Source organism: Micromonospora rifamycinica (assembly GCF_900090265.1).
In the GTDB taxonomy this organism is placed as follows: domain Bacteria; phylum Actinomycetota; class Actinomycetes; order Mycobacteriales; family Micromonosporaceae; genus Micromonospora; species Micromonospora rifamycinica.
Map to the genome: position 1 here is coordinate 5,761,685 of NZ_LT607752.1, position 22,199 is coordinate 5,783,883.

Below are 22,199 nucleotides of genomic sequence, written 5' to 3' on the forward strand. Positions count from 1 at the left end.
TCAGGCCGGGGTGGGCAGGGTGGCCCGGCGGGCACGGACGGCGGCACCGAGGTGCTCCAGCACCTCCGCGGTGGTCTCCCAGTCGATGCAGGCGTCGGTGACCGACTGGCCGTAGGTCAGCTCCCGGGTCGGGTCCAGGTCCTGTCGGCCGGCCAGCAGGAAACTCTCCAGCATGATGCCGACGATGCCGCGCTGCCCGGCGGCGAGCTGGGCGGCCACGTCGGCGGCCACCCGAGGCTGGTTGCGGTGGTCCTTGCCGCTGTTGGCGTGGCTGGCGTCGACCACCAGCCGCTCCGGCAGCCCGGCCGCCCGCAGCAGGTCCAGCGCCCCCGCCACCGACTCGGCGTCGTAGTTCGGCCGACCGCCGCCGCCGCGCAGCACCAGGTGCCCGTCGGCGTTGCCCCGGGTGTGCATGATCGCCGGGGTGCCGGAGACGTCGATGCCGGGGAAGACGTGCGGCACGCCGGCGGCCCGGATCGCGTCCACGGCGGTGCCGATGCTGCCGTCGGGGCGGTTCTTCATCCCGATCGGCATCGACAGGCCGGAGGCGAGCTGCCGGTGCACCTGGCTCTCCACCGTCCGGGCGCCGATCGCGCCCCAGGCCACCGTGTCGGCGATGTACTGCGGGGTGATCGGGTCGAGGAACTCGCAGCCCACCGGGAGGCCCAACCGGACCACGTCGCGCAGCAGCGCCCGCGCGGTCCGCAGGCCGGTGTTCACGTCGCCGGAGCCGTCCAGCGCCGGGTCGTTGATCAGGCCCTTCCAGCCGACCGTGGAACGCGGCTTCTCGAAGTAGACCCGCATCACCACCAGCAGGTCGTCGGCGTGCCGGTCGGCGGCCTCGCGCAGCCGGTGCGCGTAGTCCAGCGCCGCCGCCGGGTCGTGCACCGAGCACGGGCCGACCACCACCAGCAGCCGGTCGTCGGCGCGGTCCAGCACCCGGCCGACCGCGCGTCGACCGGCCAGCACGGCCGAGGCGAGCGGCGGATCCAGCGGCAGCTCGTGCAGGAGCAGGGCGGGGGTGGTCAGCGGCACGACACGGTCGATCCGCTGGTCGATGACCGCGCCGTTGTCCGGGGTGGGCCCGTTGTCCGGGGTCGTCACGGGGGGAGTCCTTCCGCCGACCGTGCCCGGGGCCGGTGCCCGGGTCGAGCCGGCTGCTCGTAAACAGAAGGGCAGGAAGCTGAAGGCTCCTGCCCGGCCGGCTCGAAACGCGGTGACGTCAGCTCATGGTGAGGTCACCGGCTCCGCAGCCGGCTGCCTAAACCATCGATACGAGCGCGTCACGCCGACCAGCGTACCCGACCGGAGGCAAGGACTCATCCGCTCGTCGGTCGACCCTCGCCTGACGTTCACCTCCGTCACTGCCACCGTCGGTAACTTCGGCGGCACCGCTCGCTTCCCCCGGAGGTTCCGATGGACCGTCGTACCGTCCTGCGCGCCACCGTCGCCGGTGGGGCCGCCGCCTTCGCCGGCAGCCTCTGGTCCGGCGCCGCGCTCGCCGCCCCGGCCCAGCCCGGCACCGGCCCCTACGGGCCGCTCGGCAGCGCCGACGGCAACGGCCTCCAGCTCCCCGCCGGCTTCACCAGCCGGGTGATCGCCCGCTCCCGGCAGACGGTGCCCGGCACCTCGTACACCTGGCATCCCGCGCCCGACGGCGGGGCCTGCTTCGCCGCCGGCACCGGCTGGATCTACGTCTCGAACTCGGAGGTCACCCCCGGTGGCGGCGCGTCGGCGGTGCGGTTCGCCGCCGACGGCACGGTCACCGCGGCGTACCGCATCCTCTCCGGGACCAACCAGAACTGCGCCGGCGGCGCGACGCCGTGGGGGACCTGGCTCTCCTGCGAGGAGACCAGCCGGGGCTTCGTCTACGAGACCTACCCGCAGGGCGGCACCCCCGCCGCGCAGCGCCCGGCGCTGGGCCGGTTCAAGCACGAGGCGGCGGCGGCCGATCCGGTCCGCCAGGTGATCTACCTGACCGAGGACGAGACCGACGGCTGCTTCTACCGGTTCCGCCCCACCGTCTGGGGCGACCTCTCCGCCGGCACCCTGGAGGTGCTGGTCGCCGGCGCCGCCACCGACGGCCCGGTGAGCTGGGCCCGGGTTCCCGACCCGGACGGCCTGCCGACGGCGACCCGCAACCAGGTCGCCGGGGCGAAGCGGTTCACCGGCGGCGAGGGCTGCTGGTACGCCGACGGCACCTGCTGGTTCACCACCAAGGGCGACAACCGGGTCTGGGCGTACGACGTGGTCGGCCAGCGCATCGACCTGGCGTACGACGACTCGCTGGTGACCGGTGGCGCCGCCCCGCTGACCGGGGTGGACAACATCACCGGCACCCGCTCCGGCGACCTCTACGTCGCCGAGGACGGCGGCGACATGGAGATCAACCTGATCACCCCGACCGGGGTGGTGACGCCGTTCCTGCGGATCACCGGGCAGTCCTCGTCGGAGATCACCGGGCCGGCGTTCTCGCCGGACGGCAGCCGGCTCTACTTCTCCTCCCAGCGCGGCACGTCCGGCGTCCCCGGCGGTGGCATCACCTACGAGGTGCGCGGCCCGTTCCGCTGACGCCGGGGATCCCGCCGTATCCGGCGTGGCGGACGGGTCGGCGGGGTAACAGGATCCGCATGACGTACGAGCAGAGCGACCAGGAACGGGTGGAATCCCGCGCCCACCTGCTGCCCGAGGAGGCAGCGGTCGGCAGCGACGACCCGCAGGCCCAGGCCGAGGCGATCCTCGCCGAGTCGGACCGCCGCTTGGCCGACCAGCGGGCCGCCCCCGACACGGTGCTGGAGCACCGCACCTCCGCCGAGACCGTCCCCCCGGTCGAACCCCCCGACTGACCCGCACCGACCGACCGTCGCGGTGCCGCCGGGCCACGCCCGGCCGGCACCCCGACGGGACGTCGCCGCGCCGACGTGACCGGGAGGTGACACGTCGCCACGGTCGCGCGGAGATCGGATAGCGTCGGGTCATGCCCGACAGCGGTTACCCCTGGCCCATCGAGACGACCCGACTGGACAACGGCCTGCGCGTGGTGGTGAGCGAGGACCGCACCGCCCCGGCGGTCGCGGTCAACCTCTGGTACGACGTGGGCTCCCGGCACGAGCCGGCCGGCCAGACCGGCTTCGCCCACCTCTTCGAGCACCTGATGTTCGAGGGCTCGGTCAACGTCGCCAAGACCGAACACATGAAGCTGATCCAGGGTTCCGGTGGCTCGCTCAACGCCACCACCAACCCGGACCGGACGAACTACTTCGAGACGGTCCCGGCCGAACACCTGGAACTGGCCCTGTGGCTGGAGGCCGACCGGATGGGCGGGCTGGTCCCCGCGCTGACCCAGGAGACGCTGGACAACCAGCGGGACGTGGTCAAGAACGAGCGGCGGCAGCGCTACGAGAACGTCCCGTACGGCGACGCCTGGCTGCGGCTGCTCCCGCTGCTCTACCCGCCCGGTCACCCGTACCACCACGCGACGATCGGGTCGATGGCCGACCTGAACGCCGCCGACCTGGCCACCTTCCAGGCGTTCCACCAGACGTACTACGCGCCGGACAACGCCGTGCTGACCGTGGTCGGCGACGCCACCGCCGCCGAGGTGTTCGCGCTGGCGCGGCGGTACTTCGGGGCGATCCCGGCACGCGGTGACATCCCCGCCGCGCCGGACGGGCACACCGTCACCGGCACCGGCCGGCCCGCCGTCGAGACGGTCACCGCCGAGGTGCCGGCCGCCCGGGTCTACGTCGCCCACCGCACCCACCCGTTCGGCAGCACCGGCTACGACGTGGCCACGGTGGCCGCGACCGTGCTCGGCAGCGGCCGGGGCAGCCGGCTCTACCAGCGGCTCGCCGACGGCGAACGGCTCGCCCAACCGGACCTGGTCGGCGCGTACGGGGTGGACCTGGCGCACGCCCCGGCACCGCTGATCGCGACCGCCACCGCCCGCCCCGGGGTGAGCGCGCAACAGCTCGCCGCCGGGGTCGCCGAGGTGGTCGACGAACTCGCCACCGTGCCGGTCACCAGCGCCGAGCTGGACCGGGCCAAGGCGCTGCTCAGCACCGCCTGGTGGCGGCAGATGGCCACGGTGGACGGTCGGGCCGACGCGCTCGGCCGGTACGCCACCCAGTTCGGTGACCCGGCGAAGACCGCCGACCGGCTGTCCGGCTGGCTGTCGGTCACCGCCGGGCAGATCGCCGAGCTGGCCGCCGACGTGCTCACCCCGGCCGACCGGGTGACCCTGACCTACCTGCCGGAGGAGACCTCATGACGCTGATCACCACCCGGCCGGGTCCGGGGAACGCCCGCCCGTACCGGTTCCCGACGGTGGTCCGGCGCGACGTCGCCGGGGGCCGGGTGGTCGCCGCGCACCTGCCCGGCCAGACTCTCGCCGTCGCGTTGCTGCTGCTCGACGCGGGTGCCGGCCGGGAGCCGGTCGGCAAGGAGGGGCTCGGCGCGGTGCTGGCCAAGGCGCTGGAGGAGGGCACCGTCCAGCGGGACGCCACCGGTTTCGCGTTGGCCCTGGAGGGCCTGGGCACCGAGCTGGCCACCGGGCTGGACTGGGACAGCTTCCAGGTCAGCGTGCAGGTGCCGGTGGACCGGCTGGTGGCGGCGGTGCGACTGCTCGGCGAGGCGGTGCGGACGCCCCGGCTCGACCCGGACGACGTGCGCCGGGTCCGCGACGACGAGGCGACCGGGCTGCGGATGGACTGGGCCAACCCCGGGCCGCGTGCCGACGCGGTGCTGCGCGCCGACCTGTTCGGCGCGGCGAACCGGTGGGGTCGACCGCTGTACGGCGATCCCGACTCGGTGGCCGGGCTGGACGTGGAGGACGTCACCGTCTTCCACTCCGAGTGGTTCCTCCGCCCCGGCACCCTGATCGTCGCCGGTGACCTGGACCGGCTCAACCTGGACACGCTGGGCGCGGCGGCGTTCGCCGGCACCGGCGGCGGTCCCGCCGAGCGGGGCGGCCCGATCGACGTGCCGCTGCCCGCCGGCCGGCGGATCATCCTGGTGGACCGGCCCGGGTCGGTGCAGTCCACGTTGCGGCTCGGGCACCCGTCGCCGCACCGCGCCCACCCCGACCACGTGCCGATGACGCTCGCCGGCACGGTGCTGGGCGGGGCGTTCACCTCCCGGCTCAACCACCTGATCCGCGAGGTGCGCGGCTACACGTACGGCATCCGGGGCGACTTCGCCTCGTCCCGCCGGTTCGGTCGGTTCGCGGTCAGCTCCGGGGTGCAGACGGCGGTGACCGCTCCGGCCCTGGTCGAGGCGGTCGGCGAGATCGCCCGTACCCGGGAGGGCGGGGTGACCGAGGACGAGTTGGCGGTGGCCCGTTCCTGGCGGGCCGGTCAGCTCTCGGTCGAGTTGCAGAGCCCCCGGGCGATCGCCTCGGCGCTTACCACCCTGGTGGTGCACGACCTGCCGGACGACTACCACGCCCGGTTGCGGGAGGAGCTGCTCGCCGCCGACGTGGCGCAGGTCTCCGCGGCCGCCGCCACCCACCTGCACCCGGACGCGCTGACCCTGGTCATCGAGGGCGACGCGGCGGTGATCCGCGACGACCTGGTCGCCTCCGGGCTCGGCGAGGTGACCGACCACGCGGGCTGACCGGCCCTCGGCGAGGTGACCGACCACGCGGGCTGACCGGCCCCGGGCGGGGTGGCCGGCCCTCGGCGTGACGGCCGGCCACGCGGGTCGAGTGGTTCTCCCTTCCCGGGGCGGTGTGATTCCGGTCGCGCCGCCCCGGGAGCGCCGGGCCGGACCGGCGGTGCGGATGCTGCGGCCGGACGGCCCGGTCGCGGGGGATCTTCCGGGGGTTCCGGGCGTACCGTCGGGTGGTTTGCGGGGCGGGCGGCCGGCACGGGCGGCGGGCGGTGGCCCGGGCGGTGGGAAAGGCTTCCCGTCGTGGGCCTGCGGCTGGGTAGCCTCGCGGGCATGAGGATCGGCATTGTGGGAGCCACCGGCCAGGTCGGTGGCGTCATGCGGCAGGTGCTGGCGGAACGCGAGTTCCCGGCGGAGCAGGTGCGGTTGTTCGCCTCGGCGCGGTCGGCCGGGCGCACGGTGGCCTGGCGGGGCGGCGAGGTCACGGTGGAGGACGCGGCGACGGCCGACTACTCCGGGCTGGACATCGTGCTCTTCTCCGCGGGCAAGGGCACCGCGAAGGAGCTGGCCCCCCGGGTCGCCGCGACCGGTGCGGTGGTGATCGACAACTCGTCGGCGTTCCGCACCGACCCGCAGGTGCCGCTGGTCGTCGCCGAGGTCAACCCGCACGCCCTGGCCGACCGGCCGAAGGGCATCGTCGCCAACCCGAACTGCACCACGATGGCCGCGATGCCGGTGCTGCGCCCGCTGCACGACGAGGCCGGGCTGGTCAGCCTGGTCGTCGCCACCTACCAGGCGGTGTCCGGGGCCGGCCTGGCCGGCGTCGCCGAGCTGGACGAGCAGGTCCGCAAGGTCGTCGAGGGGGCCACCGCGCTGACCCACGACGGGTCGGCCGTCGAGTTCCCCGCGCCGCGTTCCTTCGCCCGGCCGATCGCCTTCAACGTGCTCCCGCTGGCCGGTTCGATCGTCGACGACGGCTCGTTCGAGACCGACGAGGAGCAGAAGCTCCGCCACGAGAGCCGCAAGATCCTGGAGATCCCCGAGCTGAAGGTCTCCGGCACCTGCGTGCGGGTGCCCGTCTTCACCGGCCACTCGTTGCAGATCAACGCCCGGTTCGCCCGGCCGATCACTCCGCAGCGGGCCCGGGAGCTGCTGGACGGTGCGCCCGGGGTGGCGCTGTCGGACGTGCCGACCCCGCTGCAGGCGGCCGGTCAGGACCCGACCTACGTGGGCCGGCTGCGGGCCGACGAGACCGTGGAGCACGGCCTGGCGTTGTTCTGCTCCAACGACAACCTGCGCAAGGGCGCCGCGCTGAACGCGGTGCAGCTCGCCGAGCTGGTCGCCGCCGAGCTGCGCTGACCGGCCCCGGCCCCGGCGCGGGTGCGTTACCTGCGGGTCGGCGGCGGGTAGACGGCGGTGCCGACACCGAGAGGAGAGCGCCATGACGACGGTCGGAGAGTTCATGACGACCCGGCTGGTGACGATGGACGGCGACGACACGCTCACCGCCGCGGCGCAGGAGATGCGGAACAGCGCGATCGGCGACGTGGTGGTGACCAACGGTGACGACGTGATCGGCATCGTGACGGACCGGGACATCGCGGTCCGCGGCGTGGCGGAGAACCGCGACCCGGACCGCACCACGCTCGGCGAGATCACCAGCCGGGACGTGATCACGGTCAGCCAGCACGACGACGCGGTCGCCGCCGCGGACCTGATGCGTACCTACGCCGTGCGCCGGCTGCCGGTGATCGACGACGGCCGGCTGGTGGGCCTGGTGTCGATGGGTGACCTCGCGGTGGAGCGGGAACCCCAGTCGGTGCTGGCGGACATCAGCGCCGACGAGCCCAACAACTGACGCCACGACCACGACGCCGGCCCCCGGATCACCACGGGGGGCCGGCGTCGTCGTCCGCGCCGCCCGCCGTCTTTGTCGCCCGCCGCCCGCCGGCCGGGGGCGCTCACCCGATCCGGGTGAGGTTGACGACGGGCCGGCCGGGGACACCCCTGCGGTCACTGGCAGGCGGACAGGGGAGAGGCCCGATGGTGGACGCGACCACGAGGTTCTTCGAGGGCCTGGACCGGCGGGGTTACGAACCGCTGCTGGACAAGGCCGTCGGGACGCTGCGCTTCGACCTGCACGAGGGGGCGCACACCACCCACTGGCTGCTCCGGGTGGACCGGGGCGAGGTGGCGGTCAGCCAGGAGGACCGGGAGGCCGACACGGTCATCGGGACGACACCGGCGCTGTTCGAGGAGATGGCGGCGGGTCGGGAGGACGGCCTGGCGGCGCTGCTGCGCGGTGACATGACGGTGACCGGGGACGCCCGGCTGGTGGTGCAGATCGAACGGATCTTCCCCGGCCCGCCGGACGCCCAGGGGCCGCGTCGGCTCCACCAGCGGGAGGTGCGGTGATGGGACAGGGCAACACGGTCCGGATCCTGGACGGCAACACGTTCGTCGTCTCCGAGGAGACCGGTGACATCGAGGCGACGCCGAGCGAGCCGACCGGCCTGTTCTCCCTGGACGTCCGGTTCCTGTCCCGCTGGGTGCTGACCGTCAACGGGGAACGGCTCAACGCCCTGTCCTACGACGACCTCCAGTACTTCGAGGCGCGGTTCTTCCTGGTGCCCGGGATGGCCACCCACTATGTCGACGCCAAGCTGTCGATCATCCGGGAGCGCGCGGTCGGCGGCAGCTTCCGCGAGCAGCTGACCATCCTCAACCACGACGAGAAGGCGGTCGACCTGGAGGTCCGGATGGATGCCGGGGCCGACTTCGCCGACCTCTTCCAGGTCAAGGACGAGATCCTCAACAAGAAGGGCGAGCTGTACGCCGAGGCGGAGTCCGACCGGCTGCGACTGGGCTACCGGCGGGGCAACTTCCGCCGCGAGACGGTCATCTCGTCGTCCCGGCCGGCCCGGTACGACCGGAACGGCTTCGCGTACTCGGTGCACCTGGAGCCCAACGAGGAGTGGACCGCCGAGATCGACGTGCAGACCTTCGCGATCGGCCCGGGCGGGCGGGACCTGCGGCTGGGGGTGACGGTGCACGGCCACGAGCGGCTCGCCCTCCAGCACGACCTGGAGGAGTGGATCGCCAAGGCCCCCAAGGTCAACAGTGAGCACGACCAGGTGGCCGCCACCTACCGGCGCAGCCTGGTCGACCTGGCGGCGCTGCGCTTCGCGCCGCTGTCGCTCGGCGGCCAGACCCTGCCCGCCGCCGGCCTGCCCTGGTTCATGACCATGTTCGGCCGGGACAGCATCCTCACCTGCCTCCAGGTGCTGCCGTTCGCCCCGCAGCTGTCCAAGACCACCCTGCGGATCCTGGCGTCCCTCCAGGGCACCCGGTTCGACGACTTCCGCGACGAGGACCCCGGCCGGATCCTGCACGAGATGCGCTACGGCGAGACCGCCGCCTTCGAGGAGCAGCCGCACTCGCCGTACTACGGTTCGGTGGACGCCACCCCGCTCTTCGTCGTCCTGCTCGACGAGTACGAGCGGTGGAGCGGCGACGTCGCACTGGTCAGGGAGCTGGAACGGGAGTGCCGGGCCGCGCTGCGATGGATCGACGACTACGCCGACCTGGCCGGCAACGGCTACATCTGGTACGAACGGCGCAACACCGACACCGGCCTGGAGAACCAGTGCTGGAAGGACTCCTGGGACTCCATCTCGTACGCCGACGGCAGCCTGCCGCCGTTCCCCCGGGCCACCTGCGAGGTGCAGGGGTACGCGTACGACGCGAAGCTGCGGGCGGCCCGGATGGCCCGGGAGTTCTGGGACGACCCGGCGTTCGCCGACCGGCTGGAACGGGAGGCCGCCGCGCTGAAGGAGCGCTTCAACCGGGACTGGTGGGTCGCCGACGGGGAGTACTACGCGCTGGCCCTCGACCCGGACGGCCGGCAGTGCGACGTGCTCACCTCCAACATCGGACACCTGCTGTGGAGCGGGATCGTCGACCCCGACCGGGCCGAGCGGATCGCCGAGCACCTGGTCGGGCCGCGGCTGTTCACCGGCTGGGGCGTACGCACCCTCGCCGAGGGGGAGGTGCGGTACAACCCGATCGGCTACCACAACGGCACGATCTGGCCGTTCGACAACTCCTTCATCGCCTGGGGCCTGCGCCGGTACGGCTTCGCCGAGGAGGCCGCCGTGATCGCCAACGGCATCCTCGACGCGGCCACCTACTTCGACGGGCGGCTGCCCGAGGCGTTCGGTGGCTACCGTCGGGAGCAGACCAAGTTCCCGGTCGAGTACCCGACGGCGTGCAGCCCGCAGGCCTGGTCGACGGGGGCACCGCTGCTGCTGCTGCGGACGATGCTCGGCCTGGAGCCGCACGAGGGGCACCTGGCGGTGGAGCCGGTGCTGCCGGTCGGGATGGGCCGGATCGAGGTGCTGGACATCCCCGGTCGGTGGGGACGGGTCGACGCCTTCGCCCGGGGCCGCCTCGATCTGCACAAGCTGGCCGACTGACCGGAGCGCCGCCGGTACGCCGGCTGTGTCCCTGCGCCGGCTGTGTCCCTGCGCAGGCTGTGTCCCTGAAGCCGGCTGCGCCCCTACGGCGGTGTCGCTCACGCGGGGTAAAGTGCCCGGATGCCGGAACTCGTGTACCCGCCCGTGATCGCCACCGCCAAGACGCTGTTCCGGGTCCTCGACCTGCGGCTGACCGTCGACGGGAGCCACCACGTGCCCCGGACCGGTGGGGCGGTGCTGGCCAGCAACCACGTCAGCTACCTCGACTTCATCTTCTGCGGGTACGGGGCACACGCCTCGCGGCGGCTGGTCCGGTTCATGGCCAAGCACGACGTGTTCGCGCACAAAATCTCCGGCCCGCTGATGCGCGGCATGAAGCACATCCCGGTGAACCGTTCGGCGGGGGTCGGGTCGTACAACACGGCGGTGGACGCGCTGCGGCGCGGCGAGGTGGTGGGGGTCTTCCCGGAGGCGACGATCAGCCGGTCCTTCACGGTCAAGGAGTTGAAGAGCGGGGCGGCCCGGATGGCGCAGACGGCCGGGGTGCCGCTGCTGCCGGTGGCGCTGTGGGGCACCCAGCGGCTGTGGACCAAGGGCCGGCCGAAGACCCTCACCCGGCGGCACACCCCGATCACCATCCTGCTCGGCGAGCCGATGGACCCGGCCGCCTATCCGGACGCCAACACGATGACGGCGGAGCTGAAGACCCGGCTGAGCGCGCTGGTCGACCGGGCCCAGCAGGAGTACCCCGACAAGCCGTCCGGCCCGGACGACACCTGGTGGCAGCCGGCCCACCTGGGCGGCACCGCGCCCAGCCCGCAGGAGGCCGCCGAGCTGGACCGTCGCCCCCGCCGCTCCACCGCCTCCTGACCAGTCCCCACCGCGGCCCGGGTCGTCCGGCCGGTGGCTCAGCTACCGACCGCGGCCCGGTCGGCCCGGCTCAGCTACCGACGGCGTCCCGGCCGGCCGGTTGCGGGCGACGGTAGTAGTCGTCGCGGGACAGGAACTCCACCGGCAGGGAACCCGGCAGGGTCACCCGGGCCTCCCCGGTCATCGGGGCAGCGGTGGCCCGGCGGATCAGCACGTCCCGCTCCGGCGGTGCCAGCTCCACCAGCTCGGGGCGGGAGATCCGGAAGCAGGCCACCGTCCGGCGGATCAGCCGGGCCAGCTCGGTCACCGGGCCGAGCTGACCGCGGAGGGCCAGGGTGGGCTGCTGGATGGTCCGCAGCGCGTCGCAGACCACCAGCAGCTCCGCCTCCTGGGGCGGACCGTCCGTGCCGGACGAGGGGGTGGGCCGCAGCTCCAGCCGGGACGGCCACTGCCAGCAGACCTGCCCGCTGACCAGGCGGGGCAGCCGGACGTTCCGGCGGTGCCGGACCCCTGTCGAGTCGATCTTGCCGGCGACCAGCGCCAGGTCACCGGCGAGGCAGACGTACGCGAGGCGTCGGTCGGTGACGGTGACCGAGGCGGGCGCCGGCAACACCCACTGCCCGCGGGTGCCGGTCGGGCTGAGCAGGCAGCCGGCCACCGACGTGAGGTACCGGCCGAGCACCCGTTCACCGGGCTCCGGGACCACCTCGTGGTGCCTGTCGAGCACCGGGGCGAAGTTGTCCTCCGGTGCGTCGAACCGATGTGGTGCGATGAAGAACGGGGACATGTCCTCGCGCATCGTCACGACCTCTCCCCCGCGCAGTGGTCTTCGACGTTCAGCCTTGTCGACCGGTGACGCACTGTCATGACACCCGTTAGGGGGTCGGCCGGTCGGAGGACGCCTGTGACCGGTAGGTGCCGATCTCCTCCGGCCGGATGAGTCCGTCCTCGATCGCGCGGGCCAGCAGCGCGGCCTTCGTGGCGGCCGGGCGACCCGCACGGGTGTACTTGATCCGCGCCCGGTCGACATATTGTTTGACGGTGTGCTCGCTGATCTGCATCCGGCGGGCCACCGACGCCTTCGACATCGACTGGAACCACAGCAGCAGCGCTTCCCGTTCCTTGTCCGACAGGGCGGGCCGGTCCGGTCGCGGATCCCCCACCATCGCCCCGGCCAGGGTCGGCGGCACGTACGGGCGGTCGCTGGCGGCGGCCAGCACGGTCGCCACGCAGTGCTCCCGCCCCTCGTGCTTGGCCAGGAACGCGGTCGCCCCGGCGTCGAGCGCGGCGAGCATCGTCGCCGGATCGGTGTGTTCGGAGTAGACCACCACCCGGTGGCCGGCGGCGCTCAGCTCGGCCAGCTTGTCGAGCACCATCCGGCCGCGCAGCCGCAGATCCAGCAGGATCACGTCGGCCTGCGGCGCGGTGCGCAGCACCAGGTCGGGGTCGTCACCGGTGGCGAGCACCCGGAGCCGGGGCTCGGTGGTCAGCCACGCCCGTACCCCGTCGATCACCACCGGGTGGTCGTCCACGATCGACACCCCGACGGGCCGCTCCCCGCTCATGGCCTGCGCCATCGGGTCTGCGTCCACCTGATCTCCCCGTCCCGCTCGTGTAGGTGTTCCACCTGCTCGTCGTCGCCGGCCGTCCCGATCGACGGCCCGCTCGTCGCTCCCGGTCCGGCCGCTCGCGGGCCGGTCACGTCGGGGGCGACCAGGCTGACCGCCACCTCGTCCGGACCGGCCACCACGGTCAGCCGCGCCCAGCCGGTGGCGTCCGCCAGCGCGGCGGCGAGCGGATCGGCCAGCCGGCGCCGGACCTCCACCGGCAGCGGCGGCGGCGTGCCGACGGCGATCAGCTCGATCGGCAGGCCGTTGCGTTCGGCCAGGTCGGCGGCGGCCCGCAACTCGTGTAGGAGGGGGTCCGGCACGTCGTCGGCCTCGGCGATCAGCCGGCGCAGCCGGGTCGCGGCCAGCACGCACCGCCGCTGCACGAACGGGTCGGCCGGGTCGGCGCGACCGTCGGCCAGCTCCGCCAGCACCTGCTCGGCGGCCCCGCCGACCAGCGCCAGCCGGCTGCGGCGGTCCGCCCAGGCCCGTTCGGCGGCATCCTGTTCGGCGCGTACGGCCAGGGTCGCCGCCGCCGTGCCGGCCCGGTCCCGGGCGAGGGTGGCGATCACCGCGGCCCCGGTGAAGACCGCCACCGGCAGCGACGACGTGCCGTAGACGTACATCGTGAAGCGGGTCAGGTCGGCGGGGGCGGTCGCGCCGTCGCCGACGAGCGTGGCGAGCGCGATCAGCGCGTGACCGACCAGCAGGAGGATCATCCAGCGGATCGGGCGACCCCAGAGCACCACCACGAGGAACCAGGCCAGCCCGGTCCACGCCCAGTTCGCGGCGGCGAAGAGCTGCCGTTCGCCGGCCGCCGCGAAGACCGCCGCGTCCACCGCCAGCAACACCGTCGCCAGCGGCAACGCCGGTGGCAGCGCGCCGTGCAGCAGCCGGTGCGCGGCGTACCCGCCGACGAGGCCGGCGGTCAGCCAGCCCGCCGCGACCACCGCCGGCGCGGCCAGCTCGGACCACGCACCGAGCACGGCCGGCAGCCCGACGGCGGTGTGCCAGACCAGGGCGATGGCCACCGCCGCGATCCGGGCACCCCGGTCGGAGAACCGGGCCACGTCCGCCGCCGGCCCGTCCACTGCCGGCCCGTCCACCGCTGCCGGCCCGTCGACTGCCGGCCCGTCGACCACTGCCGGGTCCGCCGCCCCGGGCACCGGCCGGAGTACGCGGACCGGTGCCGGCGCGCGGAGGTCAGTCGACATGCGGCCATTCCAACCGGATCCGGGTGCCCTCGCCAGGGGCGGAGGTCACCTCCGCGCGCCCGCCGACGTCGGCCAGCCGGCCCCGGATCGACTCGCGTAGCCCGTACCGGTGGGCCGGGACGGTGGCCGGGTCGAAACCGGGACCGTCGTCGACCACCTCGACCACGACGCCGCCGTCTTCCCGACCCAGCCGCACGGTCACGGCGGCGTCCGGTGCGTGCCGGGCCACGTTGGCCAGTGCGGCGGCGGTGGCGTCGACCAGTGCGGCGGTCACCCCCGCCGGGGCCGAGCAGGGCGGCAACGTGGCGGTCACCCGCAGCTCGGGGTGGGTGTCGAGCACCGCGCGCAGGCCGGCGTCGACACCGGACGGGCCGACCGTGGCCCCGGACGACCCGCCCGCCGCTTCCGGGCCGGCGGCGGCCGGGGGAGGGCCGGCGAGGACGCCGACCGGGCCGGTCGACAGTGCGGACCGGGCGTTCGCGAGCCCGACCAGGGTACGCAGGTCGGCGGCGGCCCGTCGGCGCAGCGCCGCCGAGCCGGCGGCCGGCAGGGCACCCAGCCCGACCATGGTCAACGTGGACAGCACGGTGTCGTGCAGGTCCCGGTTCTGCCGCCGTTCCACCTCGCGGATCGTCCGGGCCAGCACCGCCTCCCGGCGCAGCCGCTGGAACTCGGTGAAGGCGGCGTCGGCCCGGCTGATCCACCGGCGCATCACCGCCGCCATCATCGCCGCGCACCCCGTCTGCACCAGCAGGGTCGCCGCGTGCGCGGACGCCTCGACGGTGTTGCCGGCGGCCGAGGTGCCGACCGCGTACCCGGCGGTGACCAGCAGGCCGGCGGGCACCGACCAGCGGACCGGGGCGGTGGCCTGCGCGTTGATCACGGTGGTGCTGGCCAGCACGGCGAGCCAGCTACCCTCGCCCGGCAGCACCTCCGGGGCGACCAGCAGCGGGGCCAGCAGGCTCGCCGCCACGGTGAGCGCGACGTCCCCGGCGACCATCCCGGGGCCGATGCCGACCCACAGCGCCCGCGCGGCGTAGAAGACCGACCAGCCGGTCAGCACGACCACCGCCGCCAGCAGCAACGGCACCCGGACCGGCGTGGTACGCACCGCCAGCGCGGTCACCGCGCCGAACAGGCCGCAGGTCAACCGGAGCATCGCCGGCAGGGTGGTGAAGATGAGCTGCAACGCGCCACCCGCCGGCCGATCCAGCAACGACGGTGACGAGGTCGGAGCGGAAACGGCCGACATCAAGGGAAGTGCGTCCTTCGGGCGGTGACCCGTCCGGGTCTGCTCGGCGGTGCATCGACGCCGGAGAATAACACGAGCAGCCCTAAATGTTCACCAATGGTATGCGGCGTGTCGCGTTGCGTCCGCTTCCCCGGGTCGTCCGTCGTCGCTGGTCAGTGGCGCAGCCACGCCAGGGTGGCCGCGGGTGGCTCACTGCTCCGCCCAGCCCGCCGGGTTGCTGAACGACTCCCGGGAGATGCCGGAGCCGGTCCGGGGCCAGTCGCCGAACCGCTGGTCGTGCAGGTGGGCGAAGAGGTAGCAGATGCCCTGGAGGTGGCCGTCGGGCACCGCCCGCGTCGGGTCGGCCCGGACCGCCTCGTAGAACTCCCGGCCCAGCGCCACGATGTGCCCCCGGCCGTAGAGGAAACCGTCGTCGGAGCCGTCGATCACCGTGTGCACGTCGGCCCGGTCGATGTCGTACAGCTTGCGCTCGACCACCCGGTCGAGGTCGGTGAGGTCGGGGCTGGACAGGTCGGCGCAGAGCTGGCCCAACTGGTCGAGGAAGGCGTCCCGCCAGGTGTCGAGCGCGGAGGCGCTGTCGTCGTCGGCGGCCGGGTCGCGGGTGAGCAGCGCCCGGCGCAGTGCGGCGGCCTCGGGGCCGAGCTGCTGCCAGGCGGCCTCCACCAGGCCCCAGAACCGGGCCTCCTCCTCGGCCGTGGGCAGGCGGTTCGCGGTCTCCGTGTCACTCATGGGCCGCACGGTAGCGGGCCGCCCCGACGTTTCCGCCCCCGTTCCCGGTGCGGGCAGGGTCGTTGCCGGTGCGGGCGGGGGCGTGCCGGTGGGGGAGTTGCCGGTGCGGGCGGGGCCGCCCGTTGGCGGGCGGCCCCGGAGGCACTCAGCGCAGCCCGTGGCGTGCCTGGTGGACGAAGGCGGACCAGGCGGTCGGGGAGAACCGCAGCGCCGGACCGGCCTGGTCCTTGCTGTCCCGTACGCCGATCACGCCGGGCAGGTTGTCGGCCACCTCGACGCAGTCGCCGCCGCTCCCGCCGCTGCGGGTGCTCTTGCGCCAGACGGCACCGGCCAGGTCGTTCATGCTCGCTCCTCGATGATCGCTGTGATCATTTTCTCTGATGCCGCCTCGTCCGCCGCGAGGGTCTCCAGGTCGACCCAGACGCGGTCGTAGGCGGCGACCTCTGCCGGCTTGTCCAGGTAGAGCGCGCCGGTGATGTTCTCCAGATAGACGGTAGTCGGCTCGGTCGATGCCCGCCCGAACGCCTGCGGGAAGTCCAGCAGGACGAAGGTGCCCGTCTCGCTGGCCAGCGGCGGGCCGGCGGTGAACGGGAGGACGCGCAGGCTGACGTTCGGCAGGGCGGTCATGTCGAGCAGGTGGCGTAACTGCCCGGCCATCGCCTGGCGGTCGGGGATGGTGCGCCGCAGCACCGCCTCGCTCAGCACCACCCTGAGGGTGGGCGCGCTGGGCAGCCGGCGCACCAGGACGTGCTGGCGCTGCATCCGTACCTCGACGAGCTTTTCCCGTTCCTCCGCGCTCATCGTGGGATTCTTGCGGCGGAATAGTTCTGCCGCGTACTCGCGGGTTTGGAGCAGACCCGGTATCAGTTCCGAGTCGTATCGGCGCATGAGTGCGGCAGACGATTCCAGGCCGACGTAGAGCGAGAACCACGATGGGACGACATCGCCGTAGGAATGCCACCAGCCCTTGGCGCGGGTCTCCTTGGCGAGGCCGGCGACGATCGACGTCATCTCTTCCGGCACACGGTACATCGCGCACATGGCGCGGGCGTCCACCACCCGGACCGGCACCAGGCCCTTCTCGATCCGCCACACCTTCTGCCGCGAGCAGTCCAACCCCTCGGCGGCGCTGTCCAGCGAGACCGAGGCGTCCTCGCGGAGCTGGGTGAGCAGCCGGCCGAGCTGCCGGCGGGGGACGGTGGAGCCGCTTGTTTCATCCGTCATGCAACATCACCGCACCGCTGGTGCAACAGCAGTTGTTTCTCCTCCGCTATTTCTCTCCTCCGTTCCTCGTGCGTCAAATCGACCCGACATTAGGGGGAGGGTGAGGTGTTGCGCAAGGTGTTGGTCGTGTCGCAGTGTGTGAATCACCGGACGGGGATCCGGGGGCGTCAGAAAAGGCGCCGACAATAGCCCGCTGTCCCGCTCGTTGCGAATAGCGCGCGGGCGGGGCGGCGCTATTTCCGGGGAAGGAAACCCGATGTGTGCCACCCATGAGGACCCTCTCGTCGCCGCCGCCCTGACCTTGACCCTGGTCCGACGGCACCGGCCGACCCGGAGCCCGACCCGGTGGCGCAGGGTGTGCCGCTGCGGCGCGGAGTTGCCCTACCGTGCGGAGTTGCCCTGCCGCGTCGGCCGCCGCGCTCTGCCCGGCCGCGCCCTGCTCGGCCGCGCCCTGCCCGGTGGCGGAGACCGGCCCGGGGTGGCGTCGTGACGGCCCGAGGCGAGGTGCCGCTGCTGGTCTGGCTGGCGTGGGACTGCCTGGACCAGCACCGGCGCAGCCGTTGCGGGAAGTGTGCCGAGGCCGGGTACTGCCCGGTCGCGGAGGCCGCCCGGCACCGGATCAGGCAGTGGCGCAGGTTCCGGCACGTCTGGGGGCGACGGTGAGCGCGCCGCTGCCCAAGGCGGGTGACCTGGTGATCGTGGGGCGGGCGGCCAGTGTGCAGTTCCTCCGGCCGATCAGTTGCCGGGTGATCCGGGTACTCGACTGGATCACCTATGACGGGTGGTGTTGGCTCGACGTCTACCAGCTCAACGCCAAGGGGGACGCGGTGGCCCGGCGCTCGATCTACGTACAACCGGCGGGGTTGGAGGTGGTGCAGCCCGCGCCGGTAGCTCGCGTGCCGCGCCGGGTGGGGGTGCCGCCCAACGTACGCCGGGGGCCTGCTCCGGCCGGGATGACGGCCGGCGGGCGGGGTGCGGTCGGGGTGCCGGCGGTACGGCGGCCCTCGGACGGCGGGCGGGGTGCGGCCGGTAGAGGGTGATGGAGCGTCAGGGTGTGTCCGCGCTGGCGAAGTGGGGCTCGGCCGCCTCCAGTCGGGGTACCCGCACGCCCAGCCTGCGGGCCTCGGCGAGGGTGTCTCGGCAGACCGCGCGCAACTCCTCGGGGTTGGCGTGGGCCTGCATCACCCTGCGCATCGGCGGGAAACGACTGAACAGCAGGGAGAGCGCCGGTGCCGCCAGCCAGATCGGCGCGGTGAAGGGCCGTAGCTCGGCGCGGTGCCGCCGCAGGTCGACGCCGCGTGCCTCGACGAGCGGTAGCAGCTCGCGGGTGGCGAGGATCGCCTCGCGTACGTCGGCGGTCGTCAGCATGGACAGCGAGCCCCGCCGCAGGCTCTGGGTGTGCAGGCCCGCGTTCTGGGCGAAGTGGACCGACAGCCAGCCCCGGAAGTCGGAGTTCTCCCGGATCCTGAGCCCCGCCCCGCGAAACACCTGGCGGACGGCCTGCTCACGGCCGGTCGGCGGCCGGTCCATGGTGCCGAGGAAGACCACGGGCAGCAGTGCCGCGCGCAGCACCCCGTCGTCGCCGAACCCGCCGCCCGCCCCGGGAAAGCCCCAGGCCACCTGGTCGGCGGGGAGGTGTGCCGTCGCGGTCGACGGCTCGACCCACAGGTTGTTGAAGACGAGCACCGTGGCCCCGCCCACCCGTGGCCCCAGGTAGGCCGCAGCCTCCGCGAAGTGGTAGTGCTGCACGCTCAGCACGATCAGGTCGAAGTCGTGGTCCGGCTCCACCGACTCGCGGTAGTGCACCGGCCACTTCTCGACGACCCGCTTGCCCCACGGCCGCCGCCGCACGTCGAGCAGGTCGAGGTCGATCGAGTCGCCGTACGCCGCCGCCCGCCCGGGTCGGACGTAGAACTCGACCTGGTGCCCGGCCTGCTCCAACGCCCATCCGTACGTCGCGCTGATCACGCCCCGGCCGAACATCAAGATCTTCACGCGCACCTCACCGGTATAATCGGAGGCTATCTCCACTTTCAAAATATGGAGACAGTCTCCACTTGTCAACGTGAGGCCCCGCATGACCGATGCCAAGCCAGTGCGCGCCGACGCCAAGCCGCTGCGGGCCGACGCGCGCCGCAACCGCGAGGCCCTGATCGCCAAGGCCCGCGAACTCTTCGCCGACGGCTGCTTCGACCTGCGCTTCGACGACTTCGCCAAGCTGGCCGGGGTCGGCACCGGCACCCTCTACCGGCACTTCCCCACCCGGGAAGCTCTCGCCGAAGCGGTCTACCGGGAAGAACTCCGGGCCATCTGCGACCGGGCACGGGAGTTGCAGGCCACGCTCCCCGCCGACGAGGCGCTGGAGACCTTCCTGCGCGGCTTCGTCGACCACCTCCACATTCACGAAGGGCTCGCCCGCACCCTGTCGACGCTGATGGCCACCCAGTCGGGCGTCGTGGCCGAGGGTGCCCAGGCGCTGGGGGAGGTCATCGACAACCTGCTGGGGGCCGCCGTCAGGGCGGGGAGCATCCGGGACGACGTGGGTGCGGGTGCGGTCATGATGGCTGTTCAGGGGATTTGTGCGGCGTACGGGCACCCGGCGTATCGGGCCGATGCGGAGGGTGTGGTCACCGTCGTGCTCGCCGGCCTCCGCTGCCGGGCGGGCTGAGGGGGGCCGCCCCTGGGTGGCTCTGTCGGTGGTCTGTTGGTCGAGGTGTCCCGGGTTTAGGGCGTGTGTCGAAGTCGGTCATAGCCACTCGTTGATGGCGGCGAGGTGGATATGGTGGCTTCGTAGCGGACGGCGAGTTTGTCGAATCGGGTGGCCACGGCTCGGTTGCGCTTGAGGCGGTTGATGCCGCACTCCACGGCGTGACGTTGCTGGTAGAGGTGCGGGTCGAAGGCCGGCGGCCGGCCGCCCTTGGACCCTTTGGCCCGCCGGTGGGCGTCCTGGTCGGCCTTGCTCGGGATGGTCGCGGCGATGCCTCGCTGGCGTAGGTAGGCCCGGTTCGCCTTCGACGTGTACGCCCTGTCGGCCAGGACCCGGTCCGGACGGGTCCTCGGCCGGCCAGTAACCAGGCGAGGAACACGGATAGCGGTCAGGACGGGGATGAACTGAGGGCTGTCACCTCGTTGCCCGGCCGTCAGCACGATCGCCAGGGGTTTCTGGCCCTGCTCGCAGCCCAGATGCACCTTCGTGGTCAACCCACCCCGCGACCGGCCGAGCGCGTGGTCTGCCGGCTCGACACTGACCCCACCAGGCGGTTCAACCTGCAGATCCCCCTTTTCCTCGCCCCGGCCGCATGCTGATGGGCCCGAGCGCTGGTGGAGTCCACGGACACGTCCCAGGTGATCCGCCCAGCCGCGTCGGCCAAGGCCTGCAACGCGACAAGCACCTGCTTCCAGGTCCCGTCACGCTGCCACCGCCGGAACAGGGCATACACCGCCGACCAGGACCCGTACTGCGGCGGCACGTCCCGCCACGGAGCACCCACCCGAATCCGCCACCGGATCCCATCGATCAACTGCCGCCTGGTCCAAGACGACGGTCGACCCGGCCGCTTCGGCGCTGGCAGCAACGGCTCCAGCACCGCCCACTGCACATCGGTCAGGTCGAACCGCCTCGTCACCGCTCGGGCACGCCGACCCGTCCGTCACGCTGAAGGTGTACGGGCACGTCCTCGACCACCAGGGCAGCGACGTGTCGGCCGCGTTCGCCGAGCTGCGGGCTACGGCTCGCCAGCAGGTAGCCGCAGCCACCCCGGCACCCGTTCAGCCCGCAGCGTCGACTACAGCGGGCGGCGTCGTTGACCTGGCCGCGTACCGCAGGCGCAGAGCGGTCTAAGAAACCTCTTGAGAAAACTTTAGAAGTTTGTCAGGATCTTCTAAAGCCTGAGGAGGTTCAGTGGCGAAGGAAGCGGTAGGGAAGACCCTCGATGTCCGGATCTGGCTCGATTTGACCGGCGGAGGACATGCCAACGAGCCGCGAATGCGGAGAGTGGTCGAGAAGATCCGACAGGCGGCGCTGGACGCAGCCGAAGAAGAGAGCTTGTCCGTCCAGGAGGTGGGCGGCGATTGGACCTTCTACTACCAGCAGTCCTGGGATGACATCGCCCCGCTCAAGAAGCGGGCCACGAAAGCCCAGTCGGCGGGCTAGCGCCCGAAGGGTTGGCATCGAGGCCGTCCGCCGCTGGTGGACGGCCTTCTTGCTGCCCAGAAAAGATCGCTGGACGGGCCTACTTCATCCATAGCCTTCAAGGCGTGCCGCCACCTGCGGCCTCCGCCGCCCCGATGAGGGCACGTCCAACGAGACAGGAGATAGGCGATGCTCGGTGATGTCGTCCACTACACCTTTGACGCCACGCAGGCGCAGTACGTCCGGATGCGCGGGGCGTCAACCGGCGTGACCCGCTTCCCCGGTGTCCCCGACCCGGAAGCCGGCACCACCCTCCCGGCCGAGGTCGTCCACGAGTACGGCGACGGGACCGTGGATCTGCGGGTGAGCCTGCGCGGTCCCGGCCTCCACTTCGTTCAGAACGTGCCGCAGGGCACGGCCGGGCAGCAGGGCCGTTGGGCGGTGGCCGCCTGATGGACACCAACGAGATGCTCCAGGAGTTCATCACCGCCTTCCCACAGGTCATCGGGGAGCACGTCCGGGCGCAGCTCGGGAAGCCGGTACAGCACACGCTGACCGCAGCGCAGGCGGAGCGGCTCAACCGCTGGCCCGGCCGCAGCTACTCGGCAGGACAGGTCGTGGAGGCCCAGATCTCCGGAATGAAGATTGGCGCCGACTCGGACGGAGCTGTTCGCGAGTACATCGATCTGCGCCTGGCCGGCGGCACTGAGCTCACCACCGTCCCGCGCCCGTGGACGGAGGAGCTGTGACACCCGCCGAACTGGAAGCCATCAGGACCAGCGACCCCGAGCGGTACGAGGCGCTGACCGGGCCGCAGCGTGACCGGCAGTTGGCGGCAGCCGCCGCGCGGCGGGGTGACCCGCTCTACAGCAGCGAGTACGATCCCTGCCGCCCCACGCCCTACGAGCGGCAGGCCAGGGCCGAACGCGAAGCCGCACGCGCGATCGGTGAACCCGAACCGCCGGTTTACGGAGGCAGGTTATAGAACTGATGTTCGATTTTGCGATGCGCCTAGGCTGACAACGAATCAGCCGCAGCCCCACTGTCGGAAATCTGAATCATTTTACTGCCTCTATGTCGCGGTGCTGC

25 protein-coding genes and 1 pseudogene are annotated in these 22,199 nt (G+C 72.8%); 16 read left to right on the forward strand and 10 right to left on the reverse strand.

Annotated elements, in window-relative coordinates:
* Positions 1-1,104: a 3-deoxy-7-phosphoheptulonate synthase gene (locus GA0070623_RS24340; protein WP_067303056.1), complete on the reverse strand. Its 1,104-nt coding sequence runs from the start codon at positions 1,102-1,104 to the stop codon at positions 1-3.
* A gap of 312 nt (positions 1,105-1,416) precedes the next feature.
* Here GA0070623_RS24340 and GA0070623_RS24345 point away from each other — a divergent pair, with 312 nt between their 5' ends.
* The 9 genes from GA0070623_RS24345 to GA0070623_RS24385 all read left to right on the forward strand — a co-directional run bounded on the left by GA0070623_RS24345 (position 1,417) and on the right by GA0070623_RS24385 (position 10,952).
* On the forward strand, positions 1,417-2,571 hold the full coding sequence (locus GA0070623_RS24345; protein WP_067303060.1) for an alkaline phosphatase PhoX: 1,155 nt from the start codon (positions 1,417-1,419) through the stop codon (positions 2,569-2,571).
* Positions 2,572-2,630: 59 nt separating this feature from the next.
* Positions 2,631-2,846 (forward strand): hypothetical protein, encoded by a 216-nt coding sequence (locus tag GA0070623_RS24350; protein ID WP_067303063.1) that lies wholly within the window; start codon positions 2,631-2,633, stop codon positions 2,844-2,846.
* A 131-nt stretch (positions 2,847-2,977) separates the two neighbouring features.
* The gene (locus GA0070623_RS24355) at positions 2,978-4,270 is read left to right on the forward strand and encodes a M16 family metallopeptidase (protein WP_067303066.1); all 1,293 of its coding nucleotides are present in this window, start codon (positions 2,978-2,980) and stop codon (positions 4,268-4,270) included.
* On the forward strand, positions 4,267-5,613 hold the full coding sequence (locus GA0070623_RS24360; protein WP_067303069.1) for a M16 family metallopeptidase: 1,347 nt from the start codon (positions 4,267-4,269) through the stop codon (positions 5,611-5,613). Before GA0070623_RS24355 ends, GA0070623_RS24360 begins: the two co-directional genes overlap by 4 nt.
* Positions 5,614-5,940: 327 nt before the next feature.
* The gene (locus GA0070623_RS24365; RefSeq protein ID WP_067303125.1) at positions 5,941-6,966 is read left to right on the forward strand and encodes an aspartate-semialdehyde dehydrogenase; all 1,026 of its coding nucleotides are present in this window, start codon (positions 5,941-5,943) and stop codon (positions 6,964-6,966) included.
* 82 nt (positions 6,967-7,048) lie between these two features.
* Positions 7,049-7,465, forward strand: coding sequence for a CBS domain-containing protein (locus GA0070623_RS24370; RefSeq protein WP_067303072.1), 417 nt, complete (start codon positions 7,049-7,051; stop codon positions 7,463-7,465).
* 185 nt (positions 7,466-7,650) lie between these two features.
* Positions 7,651-8,022: an SCP2 sterol-binding domain-containing protein gene (locus GA0070623_RS24375; RefSeq protein WP_067303075.1), complete on the forward strand. Its 372-nt coding sequence runs from the start codon at positions 7,651-7,653 to the stop codon at positions 8,020-8,022.
* Complete coding sequence (locus GA0070623_RS24380) at positions 8,022-10,082, forward strand: amylo-alpha-1,6-glucosidase (RefSeq protein ID WP_067303078.1); 2,061 nt, start codon at positions 8,022-8,024, stop codon at positions 10,080-10,082. Before GA0070623_RS24375 ends, GA0070623_RS24380 begins: the two co-directional genes overlap by 1 nt.
* Positions 10,083-10,202: 120 nt before the next feature.
* Positions 10,203-10,952, forward strand: a complete 750-nt coding sequence (locus tag GA0070623_RS24385; protein ID WP_067303081.1) for a lysophospholipid acyltransferase family protein — start codon at positions 10,203-10,205, stop codon at positions 10,950-10,952.
* A 70-nt stretch (positions 10,953-11,022) separates the two neighbouring features.
* On the opposite strand, the gene GA0070623_RS24390 is transcribed toward GA0070623_RS24385, so the two are convergent.
* The 7 genes from GA0070623_RS24390 to GA0070623_RS24420 all read right to left on the reverse strand — a co-directional run bounded on the left by GA0070623_RS24390 (position 11,023) and on the right by GA0070623_RS24420 (position 16,978).
* On the reverse strand, positions 11,023-11,751 hold the full coding sequence (locus tag GA0070623_RS24390) for a hypothetical protein (protein ID WP_067303084.1): 729 nt from the start codon (positions 11,749-11,751) through the stop codon (positions 11,023-11,025).
* A gap of 76 nt (positions 11,752-11,827) precedes the next feature.
* The gene (locus GA0070623_RS24395; protein ID WP_067303086.1) at positions 11,828-12,544 is read right to left on the reverse strand and encodes a response regulator; all 717 of its coding nucleotides are present in this window, start codon (positions 12,542-12,544) and stop codon (positions 11,828-11,830) included.
* Complete coding sequence (locus GA0070623_RS24400; RefSeq protein ID WP_231932536.1) at positions 12,514-13,773, reverse strand: hypothetical protein; 1,260 nt, start codon at positions 13,771-13,773, stop codon at positions 12,514-12,516. Before GA0070623_RS24400 ends, GA0070623_RS24395 begins: the two co-directional genes overlap by 31 nt.
* Positions 13,763-15,025, reverse strand: a complete 1,263-nt coding sequence (locus GA0070623_RS24405; RefSeq protein ID WP_067303092.1) for an ATP-binding protein — start codon at positions 15,023-15,025, stop codon at positions 13,763-13,765. Before GA0070623_RS24405 ends, GA0070623_RS24400 begins: the two co-directional genes overlap by 11 nt.
* Positions 15,026-15,214: 189 nt before the next feature.
* On the reverse strand, positions 15,215-15,754 hold the full coding sequence (locus GA0070623_RS24410) for a DUF4240 domain-containing protein (protein ID WP_067303095.1): 540 nt from the start codon (positions 15,752-15,754) through the stop codon (positions 15,215-15,217).
* A gap of 145 nt (positions 15,755-15,899) precedes the next feature.
* Complete coding sequence (locus GA0070623_RS24415) at positions 15,900-16,097, reverse strand: DUF397 domain-containing protein (RefSeq protein ID WP_067303098.1); 198 nt, start codon at positions 16,095-16,097, stop codon at positions 15,900-15,902.
* A complete protein-coding gene (locus GA0070623_RS24420; RefSeq protein ID WP_067303101.1) occupies positions 16,094-16,978 on the reverse strand; it encodes a helix-turn-helix domain-containing protein in 885 nt (294 codons plus the stop codon). The genes GA0070623_RS24415 and GA0070623_RS24420 overlap by 4 nt, the downstream gene beginning before the upstream one ends.
* 486 nt (positions 16,979-17,464) lie before the next feature.
* Here GA0070623_RS24420 and GA0070623_RS30120 point away from each other — a divergent pair, with 486 nt between their 5' ends.
* Together GA0070623_RS30120 and GA0070623_RS24430 are read left to right on the forward strand one after the other, a co-directional pair.
* On the forward strand, positions 17,465-17,641 hold the full coding sequence (locus tag GA0070623_RS30120) for a hypothetical protein (RefSeq protein WP_157517453.1): 177 nt from the start codon (positions 17,465-17,467) through the stop codon (positions 17,639-17,641).
* An 8-nt stretch (positions 17,642-17,649) separates the two neighbouring features.
* A pseudogene (locus GA0070623_RS24430) lies at positions 17,650-17,898 on the forward strand (hypothetical protein); the annotation flags it as partial.
* A 127-nt stretch (positions 17,899-18,025) separates the two neighbouring features.
* Here the strand turns inward: GA0070623_RS24430 and GA0070623_RS24435 are convergent.
* Entirely contained in the window at positions 18,026-18,979 is a 954-nt protein-coding gene (locus GA0070623_RS24435) for a ketopantoate reductase family protein (protein WP_231932537.1), read from the reverse strand.
* 76 nt (positions 18,980-19,055) lie between these two features.
* Here GA0070623_RS24435 and GA0070623_RS24440 point away from each other — a divergent pair, with 76 nt between their 5' ends.
* Positions 19,056-19,646: a TetR/AcrR family transcriptional regulator gene (locus GA0070623_RS24440; protein ID WP_067303107.1), complete on the forward strand. Its 591-nt coding sequence runs from the start codon at positions 19,056-19,058 to the stop codon at positions 19,644-19,646.
* 56 nt (positions 19,647-19,702) lie between these two features.
* Here the strand turns inward: GA0070623_RS24440 and GA0070623_RS24445 are convergent.
* Positions 19,703-20,604 (reverse strand): IS5 family transposase gene (locus tag GA0070623_RS24445; RefSeq protein ID WP_407937949.1). Its coding sequence is split into 2 segments (ribosomal slippage): positions 19,703-20,253 and positions 20,253-20,604, totalling 903 coding nucleotides; the frame shifts between segments, so codons are not numbered across the junction.
* Positions 20,605-20,879: 275 nt separating this feature from the next.
* Here GA0070623_RS24445 and GA0070623_RS30125 point away from each other — a divergent pair.
* The 4 genes from GA0070623_RS30125 to GA0070623_RS24465 all read left to right on the forward strand — a co-directional run bounded on the left by GA0070623_RS30125 (position 20,880) and on the right by GA0070623_RS24465 (position 22,095).
* Positions 20,880-21,131: a hypothetical protein gene (locus GA0070623_RS30125; RefSeq protein WP_157517649.1), complete on the forward strand. Its 252-nt coding sequence runs from the start codon at positions 20,880-20,882 to the stop codon at positions 21,129-21,131.
* A gap of 168 nt (positions 21,132-21,299) precedes the next feature.
* Positions 21,300-21,563 carry a hypothetical protein gene (locus GA0070623_RS24455; protein WP_067314738.1) on the forward strand — a complete coding sequence of 88 codons (264 nt, stop codon included), beginning with the start codon at positions 21,300-21,302 and terminating at the stop codon, positions 21,561-21,563.
* A complete protein-coding gene (locus GA0070623_RS24460; protein ID WP_067314741.1) occupies positions 21,563-21,859 on the forward strand; it encodes a hypothetical protein in 297 nt (98 codons plus the stop codon). Before GA0070623_RS24455 ends, GA0070623_RS24460 begins: the two co-directional genes overlap by 1 nt.
* Positions 21,856-22,095, forward strand: coding sequence for a hypothetical protein (locus GA0070623_RS24465; RefSeq protein ID WP_067314743.1), 240 nt, complete (start codon positions 21,856-21,858; stop codon positions 22,093-22,095). Before GA0070623_RS24460 ends, GA0070623_RS24465 begins: the two co-directional genes overlap by 4 nt.
* Positions 22,096-22,199 lie beyond the last annotated feature (104 nt).